Source organism: Kaistella haifensis DSM 19056, assembly GCF_000735695.2.
Lineage (GTDB): Bacteria > Bacteroidota > Bacteroidia > Flavobacteriales > Weeksellaceae > Kaistella > Kaistella haifensis.
The window spans coordinates 153,451-176,166 of the sequence record NZ_JASZ02000011.1; the positions used below are offsets into that span (position 1 = coordinate 153,451).

The following is a 22,716-nucleotide window of genomic DNA, read 5'->3' on the forward strand; positions in this document are numbered from 1 at the left end:
ACTTAGAAATCCTTATTTTTGTCAACAATCATCAATTTTAGTTCATGACCAACAAATTCAAAATCATCAACGATCCCGTTCACGGCTTCATCAAAATTCCCCATGAAATTTTGTTTGATGTAATCGAGCATCGATATTTTCAGCGTTTGCGACGTATTTCCCAAACCGGGTTGTTGAATCTCATTTTTCCCGGAGCTACTCACACGAGGTTTCATCACGCTTTAGGAGCGATGCATTTGATGTTTACAGCTCTGGAAACTTTGAAATTAAAAGGTGTTGAGATTTCCAAAGAAGAAGAAAAATCGGCGATGTTGGCGATTTTGCTTCACGATGTCGGTCATGGTCCGTTTTCTCATGCGTTAGAAAATATGTTGATGGATGATTGGCATCACGAAAAACTCTCGCTATTGCTGATGAATAAAATGAATGAAGAATTTGGTGGTGAGCTATCGATGGCAATGGAAATGTTTCAGGGAAAGTACCATCGCAAATTTTTCAACCAGTTGATTTCTTCGCAACTGGATGTCGATCGTCTGGATTATTTGAAGCGCGACAGCTTCTACACCGGAGTTTCCGAAGGAAATGTGAATACACAACGAATTATTTCGATGATGAATGTTTCGGATGAGGAATTGGTGATTGATGCGAAGGGAATTTATTCGATTGAGAATTTCCTCACGGCGCGAATGTTTATGTATTGGCAAGTTTATTATCACAAAACTTCGGCTTTGGCAGAGCATCTTTTGGTGAAGATATTGGATCGCGCAAAATTCTTAATTTCTGAAGGTAAAGATTTGCCAGCTTCTGAAAATTTAAAATATTTTTTAACCCGAAACCATTTCGAAACCGCTTCCGATGAAGATATCCGACGATTTACGGAGTTGGATGACAATGATGTGATTCAGGCAATGAAATTCTGGTGCAAAAATGAAGATTTTGTGTTGTCTTATCTTTGCAAATGCGTCATTCAAAGGGATTTTCTGAAAACGAAAATTTCCTCAAAACCATTTGATCCTGAATTTATTAATGAAAAAATCGAAAAAACCAATGCTGTTTTTAGCATTGAAAATGGCGAGCAGCTTGTAGATCAGATTTCCAGAAATTTGTTGCCGTACAACGCCGAAAAACAACCGATTTATTTATTATTGAAAAATGGCGAAAAAATCACCCTTGAAAATTCGGAAAACCAAATTCTCTCAACCTACATCAATCAGCCAAATACGAAGTATATTCTTTCTTTTCCGAGGGAGATTTTGTAGAATACAGTTTGTAAGTAAAGTAGTTGTAAGTGACAACAATTTTTTTATTCCTATTTAATAACGTAATGCTCATATTGTCCTCAATATTTTTTGACCTTTTCTTCTATCAAAATTTTCAAAAAAGTATTGCGTAATTCATAATTTCTTATCTTTGCAAGATATGGAATTTACAGCATCGCAGATTGCAGCTTTTATCAACGGGAAAATTATTGGCGACGAAAACACCATCATCAGAGGGGTTTCGCCAATAGAAAGTGGTGAGCAAAATCACCTGTCTTTCATTGCCCAAGAAAGGTTTGCTCATTATATCGACAACACGAAATGCGCTGTTCTCATTGTTTCAGAAAAATTATTAACCAAAGACTCTTACCCTGTTACCATCATCGCTGTGGAAGATGCTTATCTTTCTTTTCAGGTTTTGATGAATCTTTATAATGATATGCAAGGTCGCAAAACAGGTATTGAACAAGGTGCAGTATTTCACGAAACCTCTGTGGTAGGTGAAAATGTGTATGTAGGGGCTTTTACTTGTGTTTCTGAAAAAGTGAAAATAGGCGACGGAAGCCAGATTTATCCTCATGTTTATATCGGAAAAAATGTAAAAATCGGAAAAAACTGTATTTTGTACAGTGGCGTTCGTGTTTACGATTATTGCGTAATTGGAGACAATTGCGTAGTTCACTCCAATACCGTAATCGGTTCGGACGGCTTTGGTTTTCAGCCGACGAAAGAGGGTTACCAAAAAATCCCACAACTTGGGAATGTAGTTTTGGAAGATAACGTGGAGATTGGCTCCAACTGTAGTATCGATCGAGGAACCATTGGATCTACCGTGATTGGTAAAGGAACCAAAATTGATAATTTAATCCAAATCGCTCACAATGTAAAAATTGGTGAGAATAATGTAATTGCCGCCCAAGCAGGAATTGCTGGCTCAACCGTAATTGGCGACTGGAATCAAATTGGTGGTCAGGTTGGAATCGTGGGGCATATTAACATCGGAAATCAGGTGAAAATTCAGGCCCAAAGTGGAGTGAATTCCAATACTAAAGATGGTGAAATCTTGTATGGTTCACCTGCCATCAATGCCGGTGAATATAGAAGAAATTATGTTCATTTCCGAAATTTAACCGAGATTGTAAAACGCATCAATAACTTAGAAAACAACTCAAAAGATAAAACTAATGAGTGATAAACAAAAGACTTTAAAAGAAGAAGTTTCTCTTTCAGGGATCGGACTTCATACCGGAAGAGAAGTTGTTCTTACTCTTAAACCTGCAAAAGAAAATACGGGATTTATATTTGTCCGTACCGATTTGGAAGGACATCCACAAGTGGAAGCCGATGTAAATTATGTCACTACCACCGAAAGAGGAACAACTTTAGAAAAACTCGGCGTAAGAATTCATACTTGCGAGCATCTGCTTGCTGCTTTAGTAGGTTGTGATATCGACAATGCGATTCTAGAGATGAATAGTGCTGAACCACCTATTTTAGACGGATCTTCGAAATTTTTCGTAGAAGCTATCGAGAAAGCGGGAATTGTAGAGCAGAATATTGATCGTGAGTATTTAGTTGTAAAAGAGGTTTTGAGTTATTCCGATGCTGCTACAGGATCCGAAATTACCATTATTCCATCTGATACGTACGAGATAACCACTATGGTGGATTTCGGAACTAAAGTTTTAGGAACTCAGAATGCGACTTTAAAAGATATTTCGGAGTTTAAAGAAGAAATCTCATCAGCACGAACTTTCAGTTTTTTGCATGAGCTCGAAATGCTTCTGGATGCTGGTTTAATCAAAGGTGGAGATATTTCAAACGCGATCGTGTATGTAGATAAAGAATTAACTGCCGACACGGCCGATAAACTCAAAAAAGCTTTCGGAAAAGATGATGTTTCCATCCGCCCGAATGGTATTTTAGATAATCTGACTTTAAATTATCCCAATGAAGCCGCGCGTCATAAGTTGCTTGATGTTATCGGTGATTTAGCTTTGGTAGGGGTAAAGATTAAAGGAAAAGTGATTGCCAACAAGCCGGGGCATTTCGTAAATACCCAGTTTGCCAAGAAGCTCAACCGTCAGTGGAAACTTCAGAAAAAGAAAAACGTTCCGGATATCGATATCAATAAAGAACCAGTTTTCGATATCAACGGAATCATGAGATTGATGCCGCACCGTCCACCGTTTTTGCTCATCGATAAGATTCTCGAACTTTCAGATTCGCATGTCGTAGGACTCAAAAATGTTACCATGAACGAGCCGTTTTTTGTGGGGCATTTTCCAAAAGAACCTGTAATGCCTGGTGTTTTGCAGGTAGAAGCTTTGGCTCAAACCGGCGGGATTTTGGTTTTGGCAAGTGTACCGGATCCGGAAAATTATTCTACTTATTTTATCAAAATGGATAAAGTAAAGTTTAAGAAAAAAGTAGTTCCGGGTGATACCATGATTTTCAAGATAGAACTCATCACCCCGATCAGAAGGGGAATTGTGCACATGCAAGGTTACGGATATGTTGGCGACAGTGTAGTTGTAGAAGCAGAACTGATGGCGCAAGTTGCAAAAAATAAAACGGAGTAGATGGTACATCAATTAGCTGCCGTAGATAAGCGCGCAAAAATTAAGAAAAACGTTATTGTAGAACCTTTTACCACGATCGCAGGTGATGTGGAAATTGGTGAAGGAACTTGGATTGGTCCGAATGTGACCATCATGGACGGTGCCAGAATTGGTAAAAACTGTCGTATTTTCCCAGGAACTGTGATTTCGGCAATTCCTCAAGATTTGAAATTTGACGGGGAAGATACTCAGGTCATTATCGGCGACGGAACCACCATCAGAGAATCCGTAACGATTAACCGTGGTACCAAGGCTTTAGGTTATACCAAAATCGGAAACGATTGTTTAATTATGGCCACTTCGCATATTGCCCACGATTGTATCATCGGAAATGGCGTAATTATCGTCAACGGTTGCGGAATTGCAGGGCATGTAGAAATCGGTGATTTTACCGTAATGGGAGGACTTTCCGCGGTGCACCAGTTCGGAAAAATTGGCAAACATGTGATGATTTCCGGAGGGACTTTGGTAAGAAAAGATATTCCACCTTACGTGAAAGTAGCAAGAGAACCGATGACTTACGCTGGAATTAATTCAGTAGGGTTGAGAAGAAGAGGATTTACCAACGAAAAAATATTCGAAATTCAAAAAATTTACCGGGCAATTTTCCAAATGAAGATGAATGTTTCTCAAGCATCAAGTTTTATCGAAAAAGAAATGCTTCCTACCGCTGAACGCGACGAGATTTTAGAATTTATTAAAAACTCTCCGCGTGGTATTGTAAAAGGATACGGCACCGGAAAAGAATAAAAAATTAAATAATAAATATATTCAAATTAATTAAATGGCAACAAGCAACGATATCAAAAAAGGAATGTGTATTGAGTACAACAACGATATCTTCAAAATTATCGAGTTTCTTCACGTAAAACCAGGAAAAGGTCCAGCTTTCGTAAGAACGAAAATGAAATCCGTGACTAATGGTAAAGTATTAGACAATACCTTTTCTGCAGGACATAAAATTGATGAAGTAAAGGTGATTACCAGAAAATTCCAATATTTATATGATGATGAAAACGGTTTCCACTTTATGAATAATGATGATTTCAGCCAGTTATATCTTGATAAAAACATGATTGAAAATGCTCAATTCATGAAAGCTGGTGAAGAGGTTACCATTATCTTGAAAGATATTGATGAAACTCCTCTTTCCGCTGAAATTCCACCGACAGTGTATTTAGATGTAATCGAAGCTGATCCGGGTGTTAAAGGAAATACCGCAACCAATGCCTTGAAAAATGCAATCGTAGAAACCGGAGCTAGAGTGATGGTTCCGCTTTTCATCGAAGCTGGTGATAAAATTAAGGTTAATACCGAAGACGGAACCTACTTGGAAAGAGTAAAATAATCCTAATAATTTATTGATAAAAAGGAGGATTGTTTCATCCGGCTTTCCTCCATTATTCAACTTCCATCAAAACAAAATGACTTTCAAAAAACCACAGACCCTCCAATCCATTGCTGAAATTATCGGAGCCAAAATGATTGGTGAAGCAGATTTTCCGGTTTTGGGAACCAACGAAATTCACATGGTCAAAAATGGTGAAATCGTTTTTGTGAATCATCCAAAATATTACGACAAAGCCCTGAATTCTGATGCCACCATCATCCTTATCGATAAAGAAGTCGCTTGTCCTGAAGGAAAAGCTTTGTTGATTTCAGAAGATCCTTTCAGGGATTTTAATAAAATCAATACTCATTTTACGCGAATTTATAATTTCACCGAGGAGCTTCATGACCTAGAAATGGGAGAGGGAACATTCGTACACCCTTCTGTGGTCATCGGAAATGAGGTGAAAATTGGTAACAACTGCCATATTTTTCCGAATGTGGTGATTGGAGATAGAACTGTGATCGGCGACAATGTAATCATCCAAAGTGGTACTGTTTTGGGTGGCGATGCTTTCTATTACAGAAAACTCAACGGAAATTTCGATCGATTGATCTCCGTGGGAAATGTAGTGATCGAAAACAATGTGGAAATAGGGAACAATTGCACCATCGATCGCGGAGTTACTGACTCTACGATTATTGGTGAAGGTTCTGTTCTGGATAATTTAATACAAATCGGTCACGATACCATCATCGGAAAAAAAGTACTTATTGCCTCGCACGCTGCAATTGCAGGTTGTTGCGTTATTGAAGATGAGGTAACGGTTTGGGGACAGGTAGGCATGGCCTCAGGAAACCGAGTAGGAAAAGGAGCAGTTCTTTTAGGGAAAACCGGCGTTAACAAGGATTTGGAAGGTGGCAAAACCTATTTCGGGCAATTGGCGGAAGAATTCAGGGAGTATTTAAGAAAAGAAGTGAAATTGAAAAATCTTAAGTAAAGATAACCGATAAAATCTCTTAAAACACTAAATTTGCTTATCTATTAAAGATGAAAAAAATTTTATCAGGTATCTTGCTGTTTTTGATCTCTTTTTGCTTTTCGCAAAAGAAGGTGATTGATGCCCAAATTATTACCCAAGCTAACGATACATTGGATTTAAAAATAAGAGTGACGGTCAATATGATAGACCCAACGCTTATCTATGGATCAAGTTTAAACGAAAAAATAAATATTGTTGATGAAAGCGGAAAGAAGTCTAAAATGTAGGCTTCTAATGTGAAGGAACTTTCATTTGTAGATTTTGTAGGAAAAAAAAGATATTTCCTTAACCGCTCCGAAAATAAGAAAACCTTGCAGGAAAGATTATTTAATGGAAATACGATAGAATGGTTCAGAGACTATTATGCTTCCGGACCGGGTGGAGAAGGAGCCGCCGATTTTTTATTTAATAAAGTTGCCAAAAAAGGAATTGGAGTTGCCTATTTTACCGGTTTGCCAAAGAAAAAATTAATTGAATTTTTCAGTGACGAACCCGAAATGCAAAGTTTCTTTCAAGAAGCAAAAACCAGCTCTTTGCGACAAGCTGAAAATAATGTGGATACTGTAATGGAGTTATTATTAGAGAAATACGAATCTCTTAAATCAAGAAAATAGTTTAATAAATTTAAAAAAAGAATATAAAATGTCAGTATTAGTAAACAAAGATTCAAAAGTAATCGTACAAGGATTTACCGGAAACGAAGGAACTTTCCATGCAAGTCAAATGATTGAATACGGAACCAACGTTGTGGGTGGAGTAACTCCTGGAAAAGGTGGAACCGAGCATTTAGGAAAACCAGTGTTCAATACCGTTGCTGAAACAGTAGAAAAAGCGGGTGCTAATGTATCGATCATCTTCGTTCCGCCGGCATTTGCTGCTGATGCGATTATGGAAGCTGCAGAAGCCGGAATTAAAGTAATCGTTTGTATTACTGAAGGTATTCCGGTAGAAGATATGGTAAAAGTAAAATCTTATATTGCTGACAGAGATTGCCGATTGATCGGGCCAAACTGCCCAGGAATCATCACTTCCGACGAAGCTAAAATCGGTATTATGCCTGGTTTTGTTTTCAAAAAAGGTAGAGTAGGGATCGTTTCAAAATCAGGAACGTTAACTTACGAAGCTGCTGATCAGGTAGTAAGAGCAGGTTACGGTGTTTCTACCGCAATCGGAATCGGTGGTGACCCAATTATCGGAACTACAACCAAAGAAGCTTTGGAATTGTTCATCAACGATCCAGAAACTGACGCTGTAGTAATGATCGGTGAAATCGGTGGTTCACTAGAAGCTGAAGCTGCAAGATGGTACAAAGAAAGCGGTTCTAAAAAACCGGTTGTTGGTTTCATCGCAGGACAAACTGCTCCAAAAGGAAGAACAATGGGTCACGCAGGTGCAATCGTAGGTGGAGCCGAAGATACCGCACAAGCGAAAATGGAAATCATGAGAGAAAACGGAATCAACGTGGTAGATTCTCCAGCAGAAATTGGTGCTACTGTTGCTAAAGTTTTAGGATAAGATTATCTTAAGGAAAATAAAAAACGTTTCGCAAAATTGTGAAACGTTTTTTTTGGCTGATATTTTTTTATCTTTGCTTTATAAACACTTTTTATGAAAATTAAATTATTCGCTGCTGCAGCACTTTTTGCGACCAGTTTATTATCTGCACAAATCGATTTCAGAAGTACAAGATTCGGACTTACCGGAGGTGCTACCATATCCCGAGTAAGCAATGCCCATAATCCTTCAGGGCCTCGTTATTCAGGTTATGGAGGGGTTTTAGCTTTAATTCCAATCGATAATAATGATCAGTTTTATTTGCAACCGGGAGTAGAATATTTGGGTGCAGGTGAATCGGGAAAAGACAAAGATGCGAAAGGCGCAACTGGCTACAATGCGGTTTATGCCAACAATTACATCAGCGTTCCGATTTATTTTAAAGGATATTTTTCCCAGGCTGAATCAGAGTTTTTTGCGATGGCAGGACCGAAATTCAATTTTCTTGTCAGTCAAAAAGTGAGCGATCCCGGAAAACCATTTTACGTTCCGGAACAATTGGAAGAATATCCAGACCTGAACGGAAAGGCTTCTAGTTTTAATCTTGCCATCGGTTTAGGAATTGGGTTTTCTTACAAAAGAATGTTGGAAGTTACCGCACGCTATGATCTCGGTCTCAGTAACACCTACAAAGGTTTAATGGGCGAACTGAACGCCGATCCAAATACGGCTAAAAAGAAATCGGAACAAGTTTTTAGCGTAGGTTTAAGTTACATTTTCCAATAGATTTTCATTCATTAAATACAAAATCCCATCAAATTTTATTGATGGGATTTATCTTTATTTTAAATCTGAATTCAATTTAACTTCTGATCCATTTCCAAAGCTCTTTTGCGCTCGCTTTATTTCCATACATTAAAATTCCAACGCGATAAATTTTTGCCGCTAGGAAAATCATTAATAATGTAGAAGCGATAAGTAATGCCATAGAAAGTGCTATTTGCCACGCCGGAACACCGAATGGAATTCTCGCAATCATCGCCACAGGTGAAGTAAATGGAATGATCGAAAGCCAAAAACCAAGCGGACCTTCCGGATTATTCATAATCGTGAAGCTGCCATACATTCCTAAAGTTAGCGGGATAATTGCAAAAAGGGTAAACTGTTGGGTTTCGGTTTCATTATCTACTGCAGATCCAATGGCTGCATACATTGAGCTGTAAAAAATATATCCCAACAAGAAAAAAACGATAAAAACGAAGATAATCAACGGAAAATTCATGTCTAACAAGATATGAGAAACCTTTGTCGCAGTTTCAGTGATGTCGAATTTTTGAAGAATTTCGGAAGATTGTTCCCCGCCGGGAATTTGTTTTTGCATCGCCTGAAAGCCCGTGTTCAGGAAGATGGCTCCCAAAACCGACATCGTAATCCAAATCACAAATTGGGTGAGTGCAACCAAAGTAACCCCCAAAATTTTTCCCATCATCAACTCAAAAGGTTTCACCGAAGAGATGATGATTTCAACCACGCGGTTGTTTTTTTCCTCCAAAACGCTTCGCATAACCCGAACGCCGTAAATGATGATAAACATGAACACTGCATACATCAAAATCATGCTTAGACCGGATTTTACACCGAAATCAAGGTCGGAATCGGCTTTGTTGTTGTCCACCACATTTTCCGTATTCAAATCGAAATTTTTATCCAGGCTTACCAGTTGATCTTCCGAGAGGCCAAGGGTTTTTATTTTTTCTTTTTTAAGGACTTTAGAAAGATCCGCAGAAACACTTGATTTGGTATCGAAACCGATTTTTTTATTGATAAGTAATTTGGTATTTTTCGCGAGCTCGTCGAAATTGTCGTTTTTCAGTTCCGGAATAATCAGAAGACCTTCAATGCCTGTCATTTCTTTTAAAGTAGAAGTAAGCGCTCGTTCATTTTCCTTGGGAACGAAAACGTATTTTATGGTGTTGTCGCTCTTCAGATTACCCACGAAAAGTCCGCTTTTATCGACTACATTGAAGGTGCTGGAACTTTCATTTGCCTTGAACATAAACGCAATTAAAGCTCCGAAACCAATCATTAAAATCGGTGCAAGAAGCGTAAGAATGATAAAAGATTTTTTCTTCACTTGCGTGAGATATTCTCTTTTGGTGATTAAAAATATATTTTTCATGGAACTTTTTCTATGGTGATCGGGATGATTTTTATTGAAAACGCTGAGGTTTATTTCGCAACTGCATTGATGAAAACCTCATTCATGCTCGGGATTTTTTCATCAAACGAACGGATTTTTCCTATTTTCATCAGTTCATTCAGCAATAAATGTTGGTCGTTATCATTTTTCAATTCGAAAGAAACGAGTTGGTTTTGGGTATCGAATTCGTTAATGTGGAATTCTTTTTTAAAGTTTTCAAATTTCTCGGAATCTACGTCTGATAGGGTGATTCCAAAGATATTTTTCTTGAATTTTTCTCTCACATCAAAAACTTTTCCGTCCAGCACTTTTTTCGATTGGTTGATTAATGCCACATAATCGCACATTTCTTCCACACTTTCCATTCGGTGGGTGGAAAGGATGATGGTGGTTCCGTTATTTTTCAAATTCAGGATTTGATCTTTGATTAAATTGGCGTTTACCGGATCAAAACCAGAGAAAGGTTCATCCAAAATCAGCAATTTCGGGCGGTGCAAAACCGTCACTACAAACTGTATTTTCTGTGCCATTCCTTTGGAAAGTTCGCTGAGTTTTTTCTTCCACCACTGATCAATTTCCAGTTGCTCGAACCAATATTTCGCTTGGCTCAAAGCATCATTTTTGCTCATTCCTTTTAGCTCTCCGAAGTATAAAATCTGGTCACCAACCGACATGTTTTTGTACAAACCGCGTTCTTCGGGCATGTAACCGATCTGTTTGATGTGCTCCGGATTGAGTTTTTGTTGATTGATGAAAACCTCTCCCGAATCGGCTTGAGTAATTTGATTGATGATTCGGATGAAGGTGGTCTTTCCCGCACCATTTGGACCTAAAAGTCCATAAATGCTGGCTTCGGGAACATCAATTGAGAAGTTGTCGAGTGCCAGTTTTTTACCGGTATTATAGGTTTTGGTGACGTTTTCTGCTTTCAGCATGAAGATGATTATTTGAAAGAATTAGTATAAAAATACTTCGGAAAGTTACGGAATTTTGGCTGAAAATTCAGATAAGCTTTAATGGATTTCCTTTTTGAGATAGGTAACATATCAAAAAAATAGCGTTCCTACGGAACGCTTTATATCAGAGGGGGTTTATTGATCTACACAGATTTGATTCCTACGGAATCTGGGAAAAATTAATTTGAAAATTGATGGTCTCTGTAAAAATCAGCAGCTTCGGCAATCACCTGATCCATTTCTTCTAATGTGAAAACTTCCAGAAATTTTCTGCGGAAATCTTTAAAATGCGGAATTCCACGGAAATAATTGCTGTAATGTTGGCGCATTTCGATGAGTCCGAGTCTTTCGCCTTTCCATTCCATGCTCCATTCTGCGTGTTGGCGAACTGCTAATAATCGGTCGGTAATTGTAGGTTCCGGTAATTTTTCTCCGGTTTGGAAAAAATGTTTGATTTCATTAAAAATCCAAGGGTAGCCAATGGCTCCACGACCGATCATGATGCCGTCGCAATCGTATTTTTGCTTGTATTCCAAAGCTTTCTCGGGAGAATCTACATCGCCGTTTCCGAAAATTGGAATTTCGATATTAGGATTGTTTTTCACTTTAGAAATATAATCCCAGTCGGCTTCCCCTTTATACATTTGGGATCGTGTTCTGGCGTGAATGGTAAGTGCTTTAATTCCGGTATCTTGCAATCTTTCAGCTACCTCCATGATGTTTATCGTTTCGGTATCCCAACCTAAACGGGTTTTCACGGTAACCGGCAAATGCGTGGAACTTACGACCGCTTTTGTGAGGCGAACCATTAAATCAATATCCTTTAAAACGCCTGCTCCAGCTCCTTTGCATACTACTTTTTTCACAGGACATCCAAAGTTGATATCGACTAAATCTGGGTTTACAGTTTCTACAATTTTCGCTGACATTGCCATGGCTTCTTCATCACCACCAAAAATTTGAATCCCGACTGGTCTTTCGTAATCGAAAATATCAAGTTTTTTGCGGCTTTTCATAGCATCCCGAATTAATCCTTCGGAGGAAATAAACTCCGAACACATCATGTCGGCACCATGCATTTTGCAAAGTCTGCGAAAAGGAGGATCCGAAACGTCTTCCATAGGAGCAAGAAGAAGTGGAAATTCCGGAAGTTCTATGTTTCCGATTTTTATCATGGTGCAAAGATAATTTTTTTGAATGGAAACCGGAAACCGTATTGCGCTGACAAAAAAACAGATCTAAGCGATCTGTTTCATATTTTAGATACTGGAATCTTTAATCAAAATCATGGTGGGTATCGTCTTTTGAATTTTTATGGACAAACCACATACCGATCGTTAAGCCGATTACTCCGGCTACAGCAGTCATCAAAGCACGCTCTAATCGGTCGGGCATATCATTTCCGAGATAATTCATCAGGAAAAGAATCAGAAAAGTGATGGCAGCGATTATTGCAAATTTTTTGCTTTTTATGTCCATTATCTAATTTTATAAGAAATCATTATTCCACCTCTGTACGGAAGCCATTCGCCGCTTTGATTATATTCTCGGGTTGGATCCGTATCGTATCGAACGCCCAATTCTTTATGATAACCTTTGTAATAACTTTGTATAGAACCACCGCCGACATACAAATCCATATTCCAGTTTTTGGCCAATTCAAACTGATAACCTACAGTAGCTCCAATAAGGAATGAAAAACCATTTTGGTACAAATCAGAAGTTTTGTAAATTGGTGATTCCGGTGTGTATTGGTAATCATTGTCGCTCCAGTAATTGTATTTTTGAACAATAAAGCGAGAAAAAGAGATGTTTGCACCAACATACCAATGTTTAAAAGCTTCATTAAAATAATATCTTCCGTCGAAACCTAGCATGTAAACTTGTGCGTATTTTCCTGCAAAAGATTTCCACGGGGAGATGAAAACATCCCCTTGAAGCGTCCATTTTTTGTTCAATTGATACTCAACACCAGCATTCAACATACCGACAGGAAGGAAAAGCGCATTGGCTTTCACATACATTTTTTTGGATACGATAGAATCTTGTGATTGAGCAGTAGAAAGCGCTGCAAAAGAAACTGCGATTGCCAATAAGAGTTTTTTCAAAGTAAATTTATTTTAAAGATTCTAAAAGTTGAGTTGCGAGTTTATCGTCTTTTCCTTGAGCTTTAGCGAGATTTTTAGAAATTTCAGCATACGTTTTTGCTTGATCTTTTTTACCTGTTTTCGAATAAATTTTTGCTAAAATAAAAGTGTTTTCAGCGGTTTCAGATTTCATAACCGATTTTTCAGCCCATTCTTCCGCTTTTTTCAAAGAAGAAGGCGTGGTGATGAACTCACTGAAAATCCAAGCAGCTTTTAGAAGTTCTTCACTGTCGAAATTTTCAGCATTTTGATAATAAGATAAAGCCGCTTTTTCATATTCCGCAAATTTTCCGGAATTAGGATAAATAATCACTTTCATACGGTTTAAAGCTATTTCAGCTTCGGTTTTTCCAACTAATGGAATTGCATTTTTGAAAAATTCATCATCATTGATCGTACCAGTTTTTTGATCCAAAGCATTTTCAAGAATCTTGGTGATTTTGATGTTCGTATCAAATTGATTGTAAATATCTTCCGACATCAATTTGGTGATTTCCGGCTTTTTCGCAACGAAAATTTGATAATTCGGATCGCTTGGAGATTTAATGAAATACAGCAACATTCCGAGTTCATCCTTCGTCAAAGGTTGATTGCTTTTCGCTTCGAAGTATCTTTCAGAGGCTTTTTTAGCCAATTCGTAATCGCTTTGCGCGTACAAACTCATCATATTGAGCAGAAATTCTGGATTGCTTTCGCCTTTTTCGAATAATTCTTTGTTGGAAGAGGTTCGGTATTTCGGTTGGTTGGCTTCTTGTGCGATGGTAAGAAAATCCTGTTCGCCCATGTACCCATAATTTTTCAGCACTACTTCGCCATCACCATTCAGGAAAAGAAAAGTAGGATAGGAGCGAACTCCATATTTCATGGCAATTTCCCGGCCTTCACCTTTCTCCATATCGAATCTTGCATTGATGAAATTGGCGTTATAATATTCTGAAACCGCAGGTAGCGGAAAAATATTTTTTTCCATCATTTTACAAGGTCCACACCAAGCGGCAAACGCGTCGAGGAAAACAAGTTTTTTTTCAGCTTTCGCTTTCGCTAAAATATCTTTCAAGCTTGTGTTCTGAAAATTAATGCCTTGTTGGGCTAAAACAGTGATGGAATAAGAAATAAGAATTAAAAGAAATAGTTTTTTCATGGAAGCTGAGAAAATTTTGATGCGAATATAATTATAAATAAACTACGGGTAAAAATTTTATTAAAAAACAATACAATATGATATTTAATAACTTAATTTTTGGCTTGAATATTGTAACGACCCGAACAAAAATAAATGTAGCATGAAAAAGAGTATGAAACAATTCAAGATCCGTTACCTGCGAATGATTGGTAAAATGAAGGATCAAGTTTTTGTAATTGGTGTCATTTAAATTAAAAACCCTTTTGGTGGAGTTTCCGAAAGGGTTTTTTGGTTTTATTCTGGTTTGTAGCTGTCTTTCAAGGTTACTGTTCTGTTGAAAACCAGTTTTTCGTCCGTAGAATCGGGATCTTTGGTGAAGTAGCCAATTCTTTGGAACTGATAAGGTTTTCCTACTTCCGCGTTTTTCAAGCTTGGTTCAGCAAATCCTTGCACTATTTTTAAGCTTTCAGGATTGATGAATTCCATGAAATCGGTTTCTTTTTCAGCATCCGGTTGCGGAGTGGTGAAAAGTCTGTCGTAAATTCTTACTTCTACCGGTAAAGCATGGTTAGCAGAAACCCAGTGAAGTGTTCCTTTTACCTTTCTTAAACTTTCTTCGGTTCCACTTCCGGATTTGCTTTTCGGATCATAAGTTGCATAAATGGTCGTGATTTCGCCATTTTCATCTTTTTCAATACGTTCTGCTTTGATGATGTACGCTGATTTCAAACGGACTTCGCCACCCAGTTTCAAACGGAAAAATTTGTTTCCGGCTTCTTCCTTGAAATCTTCTCTTTCAATGTATAATTCTCTCGAGAAAGGGATTTCGCGAGTTCCTGAGTTTTCATCTTCAGGGTTGTTTTCGGTTTCCAACCATTCTTCAGCGTTTTCAGGATAATTTTCTATCACCAGTTTCACAGGATCAACCACCGCCATCACTCGTGTTGAAACTTTATTTAAATCTTCTCTGACGAAGAATTCAAGTAATTGAATATCAATAAGGTTTTCTCTTTTTGCAACGCCAACTCTATCAATGAAATTACGAATGGATTTTGGGGTAAATCCTAATCTTCTCATCCCTGAAATTGTAGGCATTCGCGGATCATCCCATCCTGTCACGGCTTTTTCAGCTACCAGACGTTGTAATTTTCTTTTAGAAGTAATCATGTAAGAAACATTCATTCGGGCAAATTCTCTTTGCTTGTTTCTCACTTTAGGTTCTTGGTAAACCTGATCCAAATACCAATCGTAAAGCGGACGGTGGTTTTCGAATTCCAAGGAACAAAGCGAGTGCGAAATTTGTTCGATATAATCGGATTCTCCATGTGCCCAATCGTACATCGGGTAGATTTTCCATTTATCGCCTGTTCTGTGGTGAGGTCTTTTCAGAATTCGGTACATCACAGGATCGCGCATGTTCATATTGGGAGAAGTCATATCGATTTTTGCTCTTAAAGACATGCTTCCTTCTTCGAATTCGCCGTTTTTCATTCTTTCAAAAAGATCCAAAGATTCTTCCATCGGACGGTTTCTGTAAGGAGATTCGATGCCATCTTCGAAAGGGTTTTTTCTTTGCGCGGTGATTTCCTCTGAAGATTGTTCATCTACGTAAGCTTTCCCGTTTTTGATCATCTGGACTGCCCAAATATAAAGTTGCTCAAAATAATCCGATGCATAAAGCTCTTTATCATACTTGAAACCGAGCCATTCCACATCTTTTTTTATGGAATCTACGAATTCTTGCTCTTCTTTTTCAGGGTTGGTATCATCAAAACGCAAATTAACCGGAGCACCGTATTTTTCGCCCAAACCAAAATTAATGCAGATCGCTTTGGTATGACCTACATGTAGATAACCGTTCGGTTCCGGCGGAAAACGAAAACGCAATTGGTCTTTCGGAAAACCATTAGCTAAATCGTCTTCTATAATTTGCTCAATAAAATTGAGGGATTTTTTTTCTTCTTCCATTGTCGATTCTTTGTAAGAGGCAAATTTACGGATTCTTCGCAAAAGATAAATACTAATTGAGTTCCTGATTTCTGAACTTTAAAATAAATCTAAAAAATGATCCCTTTTTAGGCTTTTTTCATAGAAAGTTGATCCCCATTTAATAAAAGTGGAGCGGGAATATTGTTGGTGAATAATCCGCCGGTTCCTAATCCTTGTGGGATTTTTGGGTTTTTACTGAAAGTATATTGTGCGATGGCGTTCAAACCGATATTGCTTTCCAATGCGGAAGTGATCCACCAACCGATTTGTTTACTTTCTGCTAAAGAAATCCATTCGTCTGAACCTGAAAACCCTCCTATTAATGAAGGTTTCAGGATGATGTATTGTGGTTTTATTTTTTCTAAAAGTTCTTTTTTAGCATCAAAATCAAGAATTCCGATTAATTCTTCGTCCAAAGCAATCGGCGTTGGAGTGGTTTTGCAAAGCATTTCCATTTGATCTAAATTTCCTGCTTTAATCGGTTGTTCGATGGAATGAATTTCTAAATCGGCTAATTCTTGTAAAATGATTTTTGCTTCCTCAAAGCCAAAACCTCCATTAGCATCAACACGTAATTCCAACGTCTTTTTCGGGAATTTTTTGCGAAGTTGTGCGAGAATCTTCTTCTCAGAATTCCAGTTGATGCCTATTTTTAATTTAATGCAGTTGAAACCATTTTTTAGTTTCTCTTCAATTTGCTCCTGCATGAAATCTGCATCGCCCATCCAAATTAATCCGTTGATTTTGATGGATGATTTTCCAGCGGAAAAATCGCTTGGGAAATAAATTTCTTCTCCGTTTTTAAGGTTGAGAATTGCTTGCTCATAACCGAACCAAATCGATGGAAAATGGAGCATTTCTTTTTTTATAAAATCGGCATTTTCATTGATGTTTTCACAAAGCCAGCGGAGTTTTTCTTCATATTCCGGAACATCATCATAGCTTAATCCTCTGAAAATCGCGCATTCCCCGATTCCAGTACGATTATTTTCTGAGATTTTCAAAAAATATGTTTCTTTGGTATGCAAAACGCCGCGGGAAGTTCCTCCCGGGCGCTTGAAATGGAGGATATATTGATGATATTCTGCGGTCATTTATTGTGCTTATTTCATGAATTCTTCTGCTTTTTCTACCATTTTAATGCTTCCGCAGAAAAACGGAACTCTTTGGTGCAATTCGGTCGGCTGAATTTCCAAGATTCTTCTGAAACCATCGCTGCATTTTCCACCCGCTTGTTCTGCCAAAAACGCCATTGGATTGCATTCGTATAACAACCGAAGTTTTCCGTTCGGCGATTGAGAAGTGGATGGATAAATATAAATTCCGCCTTTAATCATATTTCGGTGAAAATCGGAAACCAAACTTCCGATGTAGCGCGAAGTGTAGGGACGATCGCCTTCTTCAAGTTGGCAATATTTAATATAATTTTTCACCCCTTGCGGAAATTTTATGTAGTTTCCTTCGTTGATAGAATAGATTTTTCCGGTTTCTGAAAATTTCATATTCGGATGCGAAAGGTAATACGTTCCCAAACTTGGATCCAAAGTGAAGCCGTTCACGCCATTTCCGGTGGTGTAAACAATCATGGTTGACGAGCCATAAACAACATATCCGGCAGCGATTTGGTTGACGCCTTTTTGTAAAAAATCTTCCAATGTAACCGGTGTTCCAGGTTCTGTAACCCTTCTGTAAATTGAAAAAATAGTTCCAACGGATACATTCACATCAATGTTTGAAGATCCGTCGAGTGGATCAATCAATACCACATATTTGCTTAAATGAGCATTTGAACTGGCGCGAATTTCAATAAAATCATCACTTTCTTCGGAGGCAATTCCGCAGACTACTTCCCGCTGAGAAAGCGCTTCGATAAAGATATCGTTGGCCAAAACGTCTAATTTTTGTTGCTCTTCTCCCTGGATGTTTTCGTTCCCTGCTTTGCCGATAATATTGGCAATTCCGGCTTTATTTACTTCGCGGTTTACTACTTTCGAGGCGAGTCGAATCGCGCTCAAAAGTCGTGAAAGTTCACCAGTTGAATACTGAAAATCTTCCTGTTTATCGATTATAAATTCACCAAGGGTTTGAAAATTTTGTTCTGACATGATTTGGTTTTTTGCATTTTTACAAATTTCGGAATTTTCTTTCAATTAAATCTCTTTTATTTGTTTTAAAAAAGTTGATTTTTGCTTTCTTTTCTATTTTTTTAATGCCAAACAAGGCTGTTTTCGGGAAAAGTGAATCTTATTAATAGATGCGAGTTTTTTTATCTCGCGTTAAATTAATATTTTTGATGAATATTAATTTTAGGTTAATATGATTTATTGAAGTGTAATTTATTGATTATTAAATATTTAAATGAAAATTTTTAAGTTTGGTGGAGCATCTGTGAAAGATGCTGAAGGAGTGCAAAATGTTGCATTGGTTCTAGAATCTCAGGGTTTCGAGAATTGTTTGCTTGTTGTTTCGGCAATGGGAAAAACAACCAACGCTTTGGAAAAAGTGGTGGAAAATTATTTTGCCAAACAGGATTACCAAACAGAAATTGAAAAAGTAAAACAATCGCATTTGGAAATTTCCAACGGACTTTTTAAGGAAAATCATCCCGTTTTTGCTGAAATTTCTTTGTTTTTTGATGATATAGAATCTTTTTTAAGAAGAAATAAATCGCCGAATTACAATTTTGTATACGATCAAGTAGTAAGTTGTGGCGAAATGATTTCGTCGAAAATTTTAAGCGAATATTTAAATGATATTCAGTTTAAAAATACTTGGCTCGATGCCCGCGATTACTTAAAAACCGATAGCAACTACCGCGAAGGAAATATCAATTGGGAAGAAACTCAGAAAAATATTTCAACCTTGAATGGCAATCAATCCTATGTAACTCAGGGGTTTATAGGTTCGGAATCTAATAATTTCACAGTAACATTGGGAAGAGAAGGCTCCGATTATTCTGCTGCGATTTTTGCATATTGCCTAAACGCAGAAGCGATGACGATCTGGAAAGACGTTCCCGGTGTGATGACCGGCGACCCACGAAAGTTTGAGAACGTCAACCTTTTATCGAATATCTCTTACGAAGAAGCGATAGAAATGGCTTACTACGGAGCATCGGTCATTCACCCGAAAACCCTTCAACCACTGAAACAAAAGCATATTCCATTTTATGTGAAATCATTTTTGGAGCCCCAAAGACCGGGGACCAAAGTGGGAAATGCTTCCGAGAATCAGAAAGAAGAATCTTATATTTTAAAGGAAAATCAGCATTTAATGCGGATTGCAACGCGTGATTTTTCGTTTATTGCAGAAGAACATTTAAGCCAGATTTTTGCACAATTGGCAAAATATAAAATCAAGATTTCTTTGATGCAGAATTCTGCGATTTCTCTTGCACTTTGTCTCGAAGACAAATATGGGCATATTGATGAACTGAATCAGGAATTGCAAACCATTTTCAGTACCGAACTCACTAAAAATGTGTCACTTTTTACGGTTCGAAATGCTAAATTAGAAGATTTAAATAAATTTTACGAGCATAAGAATATTTTGCTGGAGCAGATTTCCCAAAAAACAATACAAGTTGTAATAAACTGATAACCAATGAGTCTTATTTCACGAGATGAGTTAATAAAAGTGTCGGGCCTTAGTCGATTAGGATTTCTAAAAAATCCCGTTGCATCGGCATTGATGTCCATCACAAAGATTAATGAAGTCAACAAATTATACGATATTCTGAAAGACAAAACCGGAAAAGATTTTTTCGATTCGTTTGTTCGGGAAAGAGATTTAAAATACATCGTTTTCGAAGAAGATCTTGCCAAAATTCCTAAAACAGGACCTTTTATTTTAGTATCGAATCATCCGCTGGGAGCCATTGACGGGATTTTGATGACGAAAATTCTCAGTGAAATTCGTCCGGATTTCAAAGTGATGGGGAATTTTCTTTTAGAAAAAATAAAACCGATGGAACCTTACGTAATTCCCGTAAATCCTTTTGAAAACAGAAAAGAAGTTCGAAACAGCGCTTCCGGAATGCGAGAAACATTGAAACATCTGGAAAACGGAGGTTGCGTAGGAATTTTTCCAGCCGGTGAAGTTTCGAATAAAAATAATGAATTCGGAGAAATTAATGATAAGCAATGGGAAAAACCAGCATTAAAGTTGATAAAAATGGCGAAAGTTCCGGTGGTACCGATGTATTTTCATGCGAAAAACAGCCGCTTGTTTTATCAGGTTTCTAAAATTCACCCAGAATTGCAAACACTGATGCTTCCTTCGGAAATGATGAATAAAAGGGAAAAACCAATCCGAATAAGAATCGGGAAACCAATCTCGGTAAAAGTGCTTGAAGATCACGATACTGTGGAAGAAATGGGAGAGTTTTTGCGGAACAAAATTTACATGCTGAAATCCTATTATGAAAAAAGAAAATCGATCGCAGAGCAGCTGAAATTACCCAATCTGAAGCTCAATTTTCCTTTATTAAAAGAAGAAAACGTAGTTCAGAATATCATCGATGAAACTCCACAAGAAGATTTGATAAAAGATATAAATTCCCTTTACAAGAAGGATAAAATGCTGTTCCGAAATGGGAATTATGAAGTGTTTTTTGCATGTTATTCGGAGATTCCTTTCATCATGCGCGAAATTGGTAGACAGCGCGAGCTTACTTTCCGGAAAATAGGCGAAGGTAGTAATTTGCCTTTCGATTTGGATCATTATGATGAGCATTACCATCACCTTTTTCTTTGGGACAATGCAGCACAGCGATTGGCCGGAGCTTACAGAATGGCATTGGGAAGCGAAGTAATGAAAAAATATGGTATTGATGGGTTTTACACCAGTTCTTTATTTGAATTTGATCCGGAATTACGGCCATTTTTCCGAAAAGTAATTGAAATGGGAAGAGCGTATATTTCTTCGGAATACCAACAGAAGCCTTTGCCACTTTTCCTTTTATGGAGAGGAATTGTACATGTTTGTTTAAGAAATCCTGAACATAAGTTTTTAATGGGCGGAGTGAGTATTTCCGATAAATTTTCAGATTTTTCCAAATCGCTCATGATCGAATTCATGAGGTCGCATTATTATGATTCTGCAGTTGCGCAATACATTCATCCAAAAAAAGAATTTAAAGTAAAACTTAAAGATCGCGATAAACATTTATTTTTTGATGAAGTAGAATCGGATTTGAACAAACTCGATAAGATCATCGATGATTTGGAGCCGGAGATGCGTTTGCCTGTTTTAATTAAAAAATACATCAAACAAAACGCAAAAGTAATCTCTTTCAATGTGGATCCTAGTTTTAATGATGCCATTGATGGGTTGATGTACATCCGAATTAGCGAACTTCCGGAGAGTACAATTAAGCCAGTTCTGGATGAAATGAGTGAGCAAATACAAAAAGAAGAAAATAATTCTACTGAAAATCAGTAAATTTCGTTTTTCTTGAAAAAATTTTCACAAAATCATTTGCATCGTAAGGGAAAAGGTTATACTTTTGCACCACTCAATAACAGAACGGTTTCTTAGCTCAGTTGGTAGAGCAATGGATTGAAAATCCATGTGTCCCTGGTTCGATTCCTGGAGAAACCACAGAAAATTGACTTTCAACCACTTACAGTAATGTAGGTGGTTTTTTATTTCTAAATCTTTCGTATTAAGGATAGATTAATCATTTTAAATAATAAAACGGATCAGTACCAAAACTTGTGTTTAAGCAAAAATGTTTTGTAGTCTGAATAGATAAAACGCCCGATCCCTAACTCCTCTGAAGTTGCTTCTAAATTTTTTAATTTTTGCATTGAAAGATTCTGCGGATGCATTCGTACTTCTATGATTGAAGTAGTTTAGGATATCGTTATAGTGGATGGTAAACGTTTTTAACAGGATAGCAAAAGATTTAAAGCCGGAGACTTCTACCTGGTGATACCATCTTGCTAATTTTAACATAGCGATTTCTTTGGTGTTTTTCTTGTGGTAGACGTTTCTTAAATCTTCTGTTAGTTGGTAAGCGTTGTGGATATCCGGATATTCACTGAATAGGATTTGGGCGCGTTCTTTCTGGGATTCGGTCCAGTGGAAGGAACTCTTATACAGCAAATGCCTGCTTCGTGCCAGGAGCTGTTTTCTGGTGTCTCCATTTGAACACAGTTCCGGTTGGTAGATTTCTTTATTTTTCCTGGCATTCAGGATGCCATCGCTTTCCTGCTCTATAGCTTTCCATCGGTGTTTGATACGGATTTCCTGCAGGGCTTCTGAGGCTAGTTGCTGTACATGGAATCGGTCAATGGTCCGTTTGGCATTGGAGAAGCATCTCTTGGCAATGAGTTTCATGGAACCGGCCATGTCTAGAGTGATTTCTTTTACGCTTAACCTTAATTTACGGTCGATTTTCAGTAAATGTTCTATGACGGTTTCTGCGCGGGTTTCTTTGATAATGGCAACCAGGCAGCCTTTTTTACCTTTCGCTTTTTTAGACGTGACCACAGTATAAAGTTCACCGCTGGACAAGGCTACTTCATCTATCGACAAGGATTGTGACATGTT

At 37.7% G+C, this 22,716-nt stretch carries 22 protein-coding genes and 1 tRNA gene; 13 read left to right on the forward strand and 10 right to left on the reverse strand.

Annotation, left to right across the window (positions count from 1 at the left end; all coding sequences use genetic code 11):
* Positions 1–44: 44 nt before the first annotated feature.
* The 10 genes from AP75_RS07070 to AP75_RS07115 all read left to right on the forward strand — a co-directional run bounded on the left by AP75_RS07070 (position 45) and on the right by AP75_RS07115 (position 8,532).
* Positions 45–1,259, forward strand: a complete 1,215-nt coding sequence (locus AP75_RS07070) for an HD domain-containing protein (protein WP_088263996.1) — start codon at positions 45–47, stop codon at positions 1,257–1,259.
* 160 nt (positions 1,260–1,419) lie between these two features.
* Complete coding sequence (gene lpxD, locus AP75_RS07075; RefSeq protein WP_088263998.1) at positions 1,420–2,451, forward strand: UDP-3-O-(3-hydroxymyristoyl)glucosamine N-acyltransferase; 1,032 nt, start codon at positions 1,420–1,422, stop codon at positions 2,449–2,451.
* Positions 2,444–3,841, forward strand: coding sequence for a bifunctional UDP-3-O-[3-hydroxymyristoyl] N-acetylglucosamine deacetylase/3-hydroxyacyl-ACP dehydratase (locus AP75_RS07080; protein ID WP_088264000.1), 1,398 nt, complete (start codon positions 2,444–2,446; stop codon positions 3,839–3,841). Before lpxD ends, AP75_RS07080 begins: the two co-directional genes overlap by 8 nt.
* Positions 3,842–4,630, forward strand: coding sequence for an acyl-ACP--UDP-N-acetylglucosamine O-acyltransferase (gene lpxA, locus AP75_RS07085; protein WP_031501420.1), 789 nt, complete (start codon positions 3,842–3,844; stop codon positions 4,628–4,630).
* A gap of 34 nt (positions 4,631–4,664) precedes the next feature.
* Entirely contained in the window at positions 4,665–5,228 is a 564-nt protein-coding gene (gene efp / locus AP75_RS07090; protein WP_031501421.1) for an elongation factor P, read from the forward strand.
* Between the two features lie 76 nt (positions 5,229–5,304).
* Positions 5,305–6,210 carry an LpxD N-terminal domain-containing protein gene (locus AP75_RS07095; RefSeq protein WP_088264002.1) on the forward strand — a complete coding sequence of 302 codons (906 nt, stop codon included), beginning with the start codon at positions 5,305–5,307 and terminating at the stop codon, positions 6,208–6,210.
* Positions 6,211–6,260: 50 nt separating this feature from the next.
* A complete protein-coding gene (locus AP75_RS07100) occupies positions 6,261–6,479 on the forward strand; it encodes a hypothetical protein (protein ID WP_031501423.1) in 219 nt (72 codons plus the stop codon).
* 9 nt (positions 6,480–6,488) lie between these two features.
* On the forward strand, positions 6,489–6,866 hold the full coding sequence (locus AP75_RS07105) for a hypothetical protein (RefSeq protein WP_031501425.1): 378 nt from the start codon (positions 6,489–6,491) through the stop codon (positions 6,864–6,866).
* A gap of 28 nt (positions 6,867–6,894) precedes the next feature.
* Positions 6,895–7,767 (forward strand): succinate--CoA ligase subunit alpha, encoded by an 873-nt coding sequence (gene sucD, locus AP75_RS07110; protein WP_031501426.1) that lies wholly within the window; start codon positions 6,895–6,897, stop codon positions 7,765–7,767.
* Positions 7,768–7,860: 93 nt separating this feature from the next.
* Complete coding sequence (locus AP75_RS07115) at positions 7,861–8,532, forward strand: porin family protein (protein ID WP_031501427.1); 672 nt, start codon at positions 7,861–7,863, stop codon at positions 8,530–8,532.
* Positions 8,533–8,608: 76 nt separating this feature from the next.
* Here AP75_RS07115 and AP75_RS07120 read toward each other — a convergent pair whose 3' ends face one another.
* From AP75_RS07120 to fbp, 9 genes are all read right to left on the reverse strand, one after another.
* Complete coding sequence (locus tag AP75_RS07120; RefSeq protein ID WP_088264004.1) at positions 8,609–9,925, reverse strand: ABC transporter permease; 1,317 nt, start codon at positions 9,923–9,925, stop codon at positions 8,609–8,611.
* 50 nt (positions 9,926–9,975) lie between these two features.
* The gene (locus AP75_RS07125; RefSeq protein ID WP_031501428.1) at positions 9,976–10,881 is read right to left on the reverse strand and encodes an ABC transporter ATP-binding protein; all 906 of its coding nucleotides are present in this window, start codon (positions 10,879–10,881) and stop codon (positions 9,976–9,978) included.
* 200 nt (positions 10,882–11,081) lie between these two features.
* Positions 11,082–12,077, reverse strand: a complete 996-nt coding sequence (gene dusB, locus AP75_RS07130; protein WP_088264006.1) for a tRNA dihydrouridine synthase DusB — start codon at positions 12,075–12,077, stop codon at positions 11,082–11,084.
* Positions 12,078–12,177: 100 nt separating this feature from the next.
* Positions 12,178–12,381, reverse strand: coding sequence for a hypothetical protein (locus AP75_RS07135; RefSeq protein WP_031501429.1), 204 nt, complete (start codon positions 12,379–12,381; stop codon positions 12,178–12,180).
* Positions 12,381–13,010, reverse strand: a complete 630-nt coding sequence (locus AP75_RS07140) for a DUF3575 domain-containing protein (protein ID WP_088264008.1) — start codon at positions 13,008–13,010, stop codon at positions 12,381–12,383. Before AP75_RS07140 ends, AP75_RS07135 begins: the two co-directional genes overlap by 1 nt.
* A gap of 7 nt (positions 13,011–13,017) precedes the next feature.
* Entirely contained in the window at positions 13,018–14,190 is a 1,173-nt protein-coding gene (locus tag AP75_RS07145; protein WP_031501431.1) for a thioredoxin fold domain-containing protein, read from the reverse strand.
* 276 nt (positions 14,191–14,466) lie between these two features.
* Entirely contained in the window at positions 14,467–16,140 is a 1,674-nt protein-coding gene (locus tag AP75_RS07150) for a glutamine--tRNA ligase/YqeY domain fusion protein (RefSeq protein WP_088264010.1), read from the reverse strand.
* Positions 16,141–16,247: 107 nt separating this feature from the next.
* Positions 16,248–17,255 (reverse strand): o-succinylbenzoate synthase, encoded by a 1,008-nt coding sequence (locus AP75_RS07155; RefSeq protein WP_088264012.1) that lies wholly within the window; start codon positions 17,253–17,255, stop codon positions 16,248–16,250.
* A gap of 9 nt (positions 17,256–17,264) precedes the next feature.
* Positions 17,265–18,266, reverse strand: a complete 1,002-nt coding sequence (gene fbp / locus AP75_RS07160; protein WP_031501945.1) for a class 1 fructose-bisphosphatase — start codon at positions 18,264–18,266, stop codon at positions 17,265–17,267.
* Positions 18,267–18,519: 253 nt separating this feature from the next.
* Between fbp and AP75_RS07165 the strand changes: the two genes are divergently transcribed.
* The 3 genes from AP75_RS07165 (at position 18,520) to AP75_RS07175 (ending at position 21,762) form a co-directional block, all read left to right on the forward strand.
* Entirely contained in the window at positions 18,520–19,758 is a 1,239-nt protein-coding gene (locus tag AP75_RS07165) for an aspartate kinase (RefSeq protein ID WP_088264014.1), read from the forward strand.
* 6 nt (positions 19,759–19,764) lie between these two features.
* Positions 19,765–21,603 carry a lysophospholipid acyltransferase family protein gene (locus AP75_RS07170; protein WP_088264016.1) on the forward strand — a complete coding sequence of 613 codons (1,839 nt, stop codon included), beginning with the start codon at positions 19,765–19,767 and terminating at the stop codon, positions 21,601–21,603.
* A gap of 86 nt (positions 21,604–21,689) precedes the next feature.
* Positions 21,690–21,762 (forward strand) — tRNA-Phe (locus tag AP75_RS07175).
* 120 nt (positions 21,763–21,882) lie between these two features.
* On the opposite strand, the gene AP75_RS07180 is transcribed toward AP75_RS07175, so the two are convergent.
* Positions 21,883–22,716, reverse strand: an 834-nt coding sequence (locus AP75_RS07180) for an ISAon1 family transposase (protein ID WP_242589781.1), incomplete at its 5' end; no start/stop codon positions are given.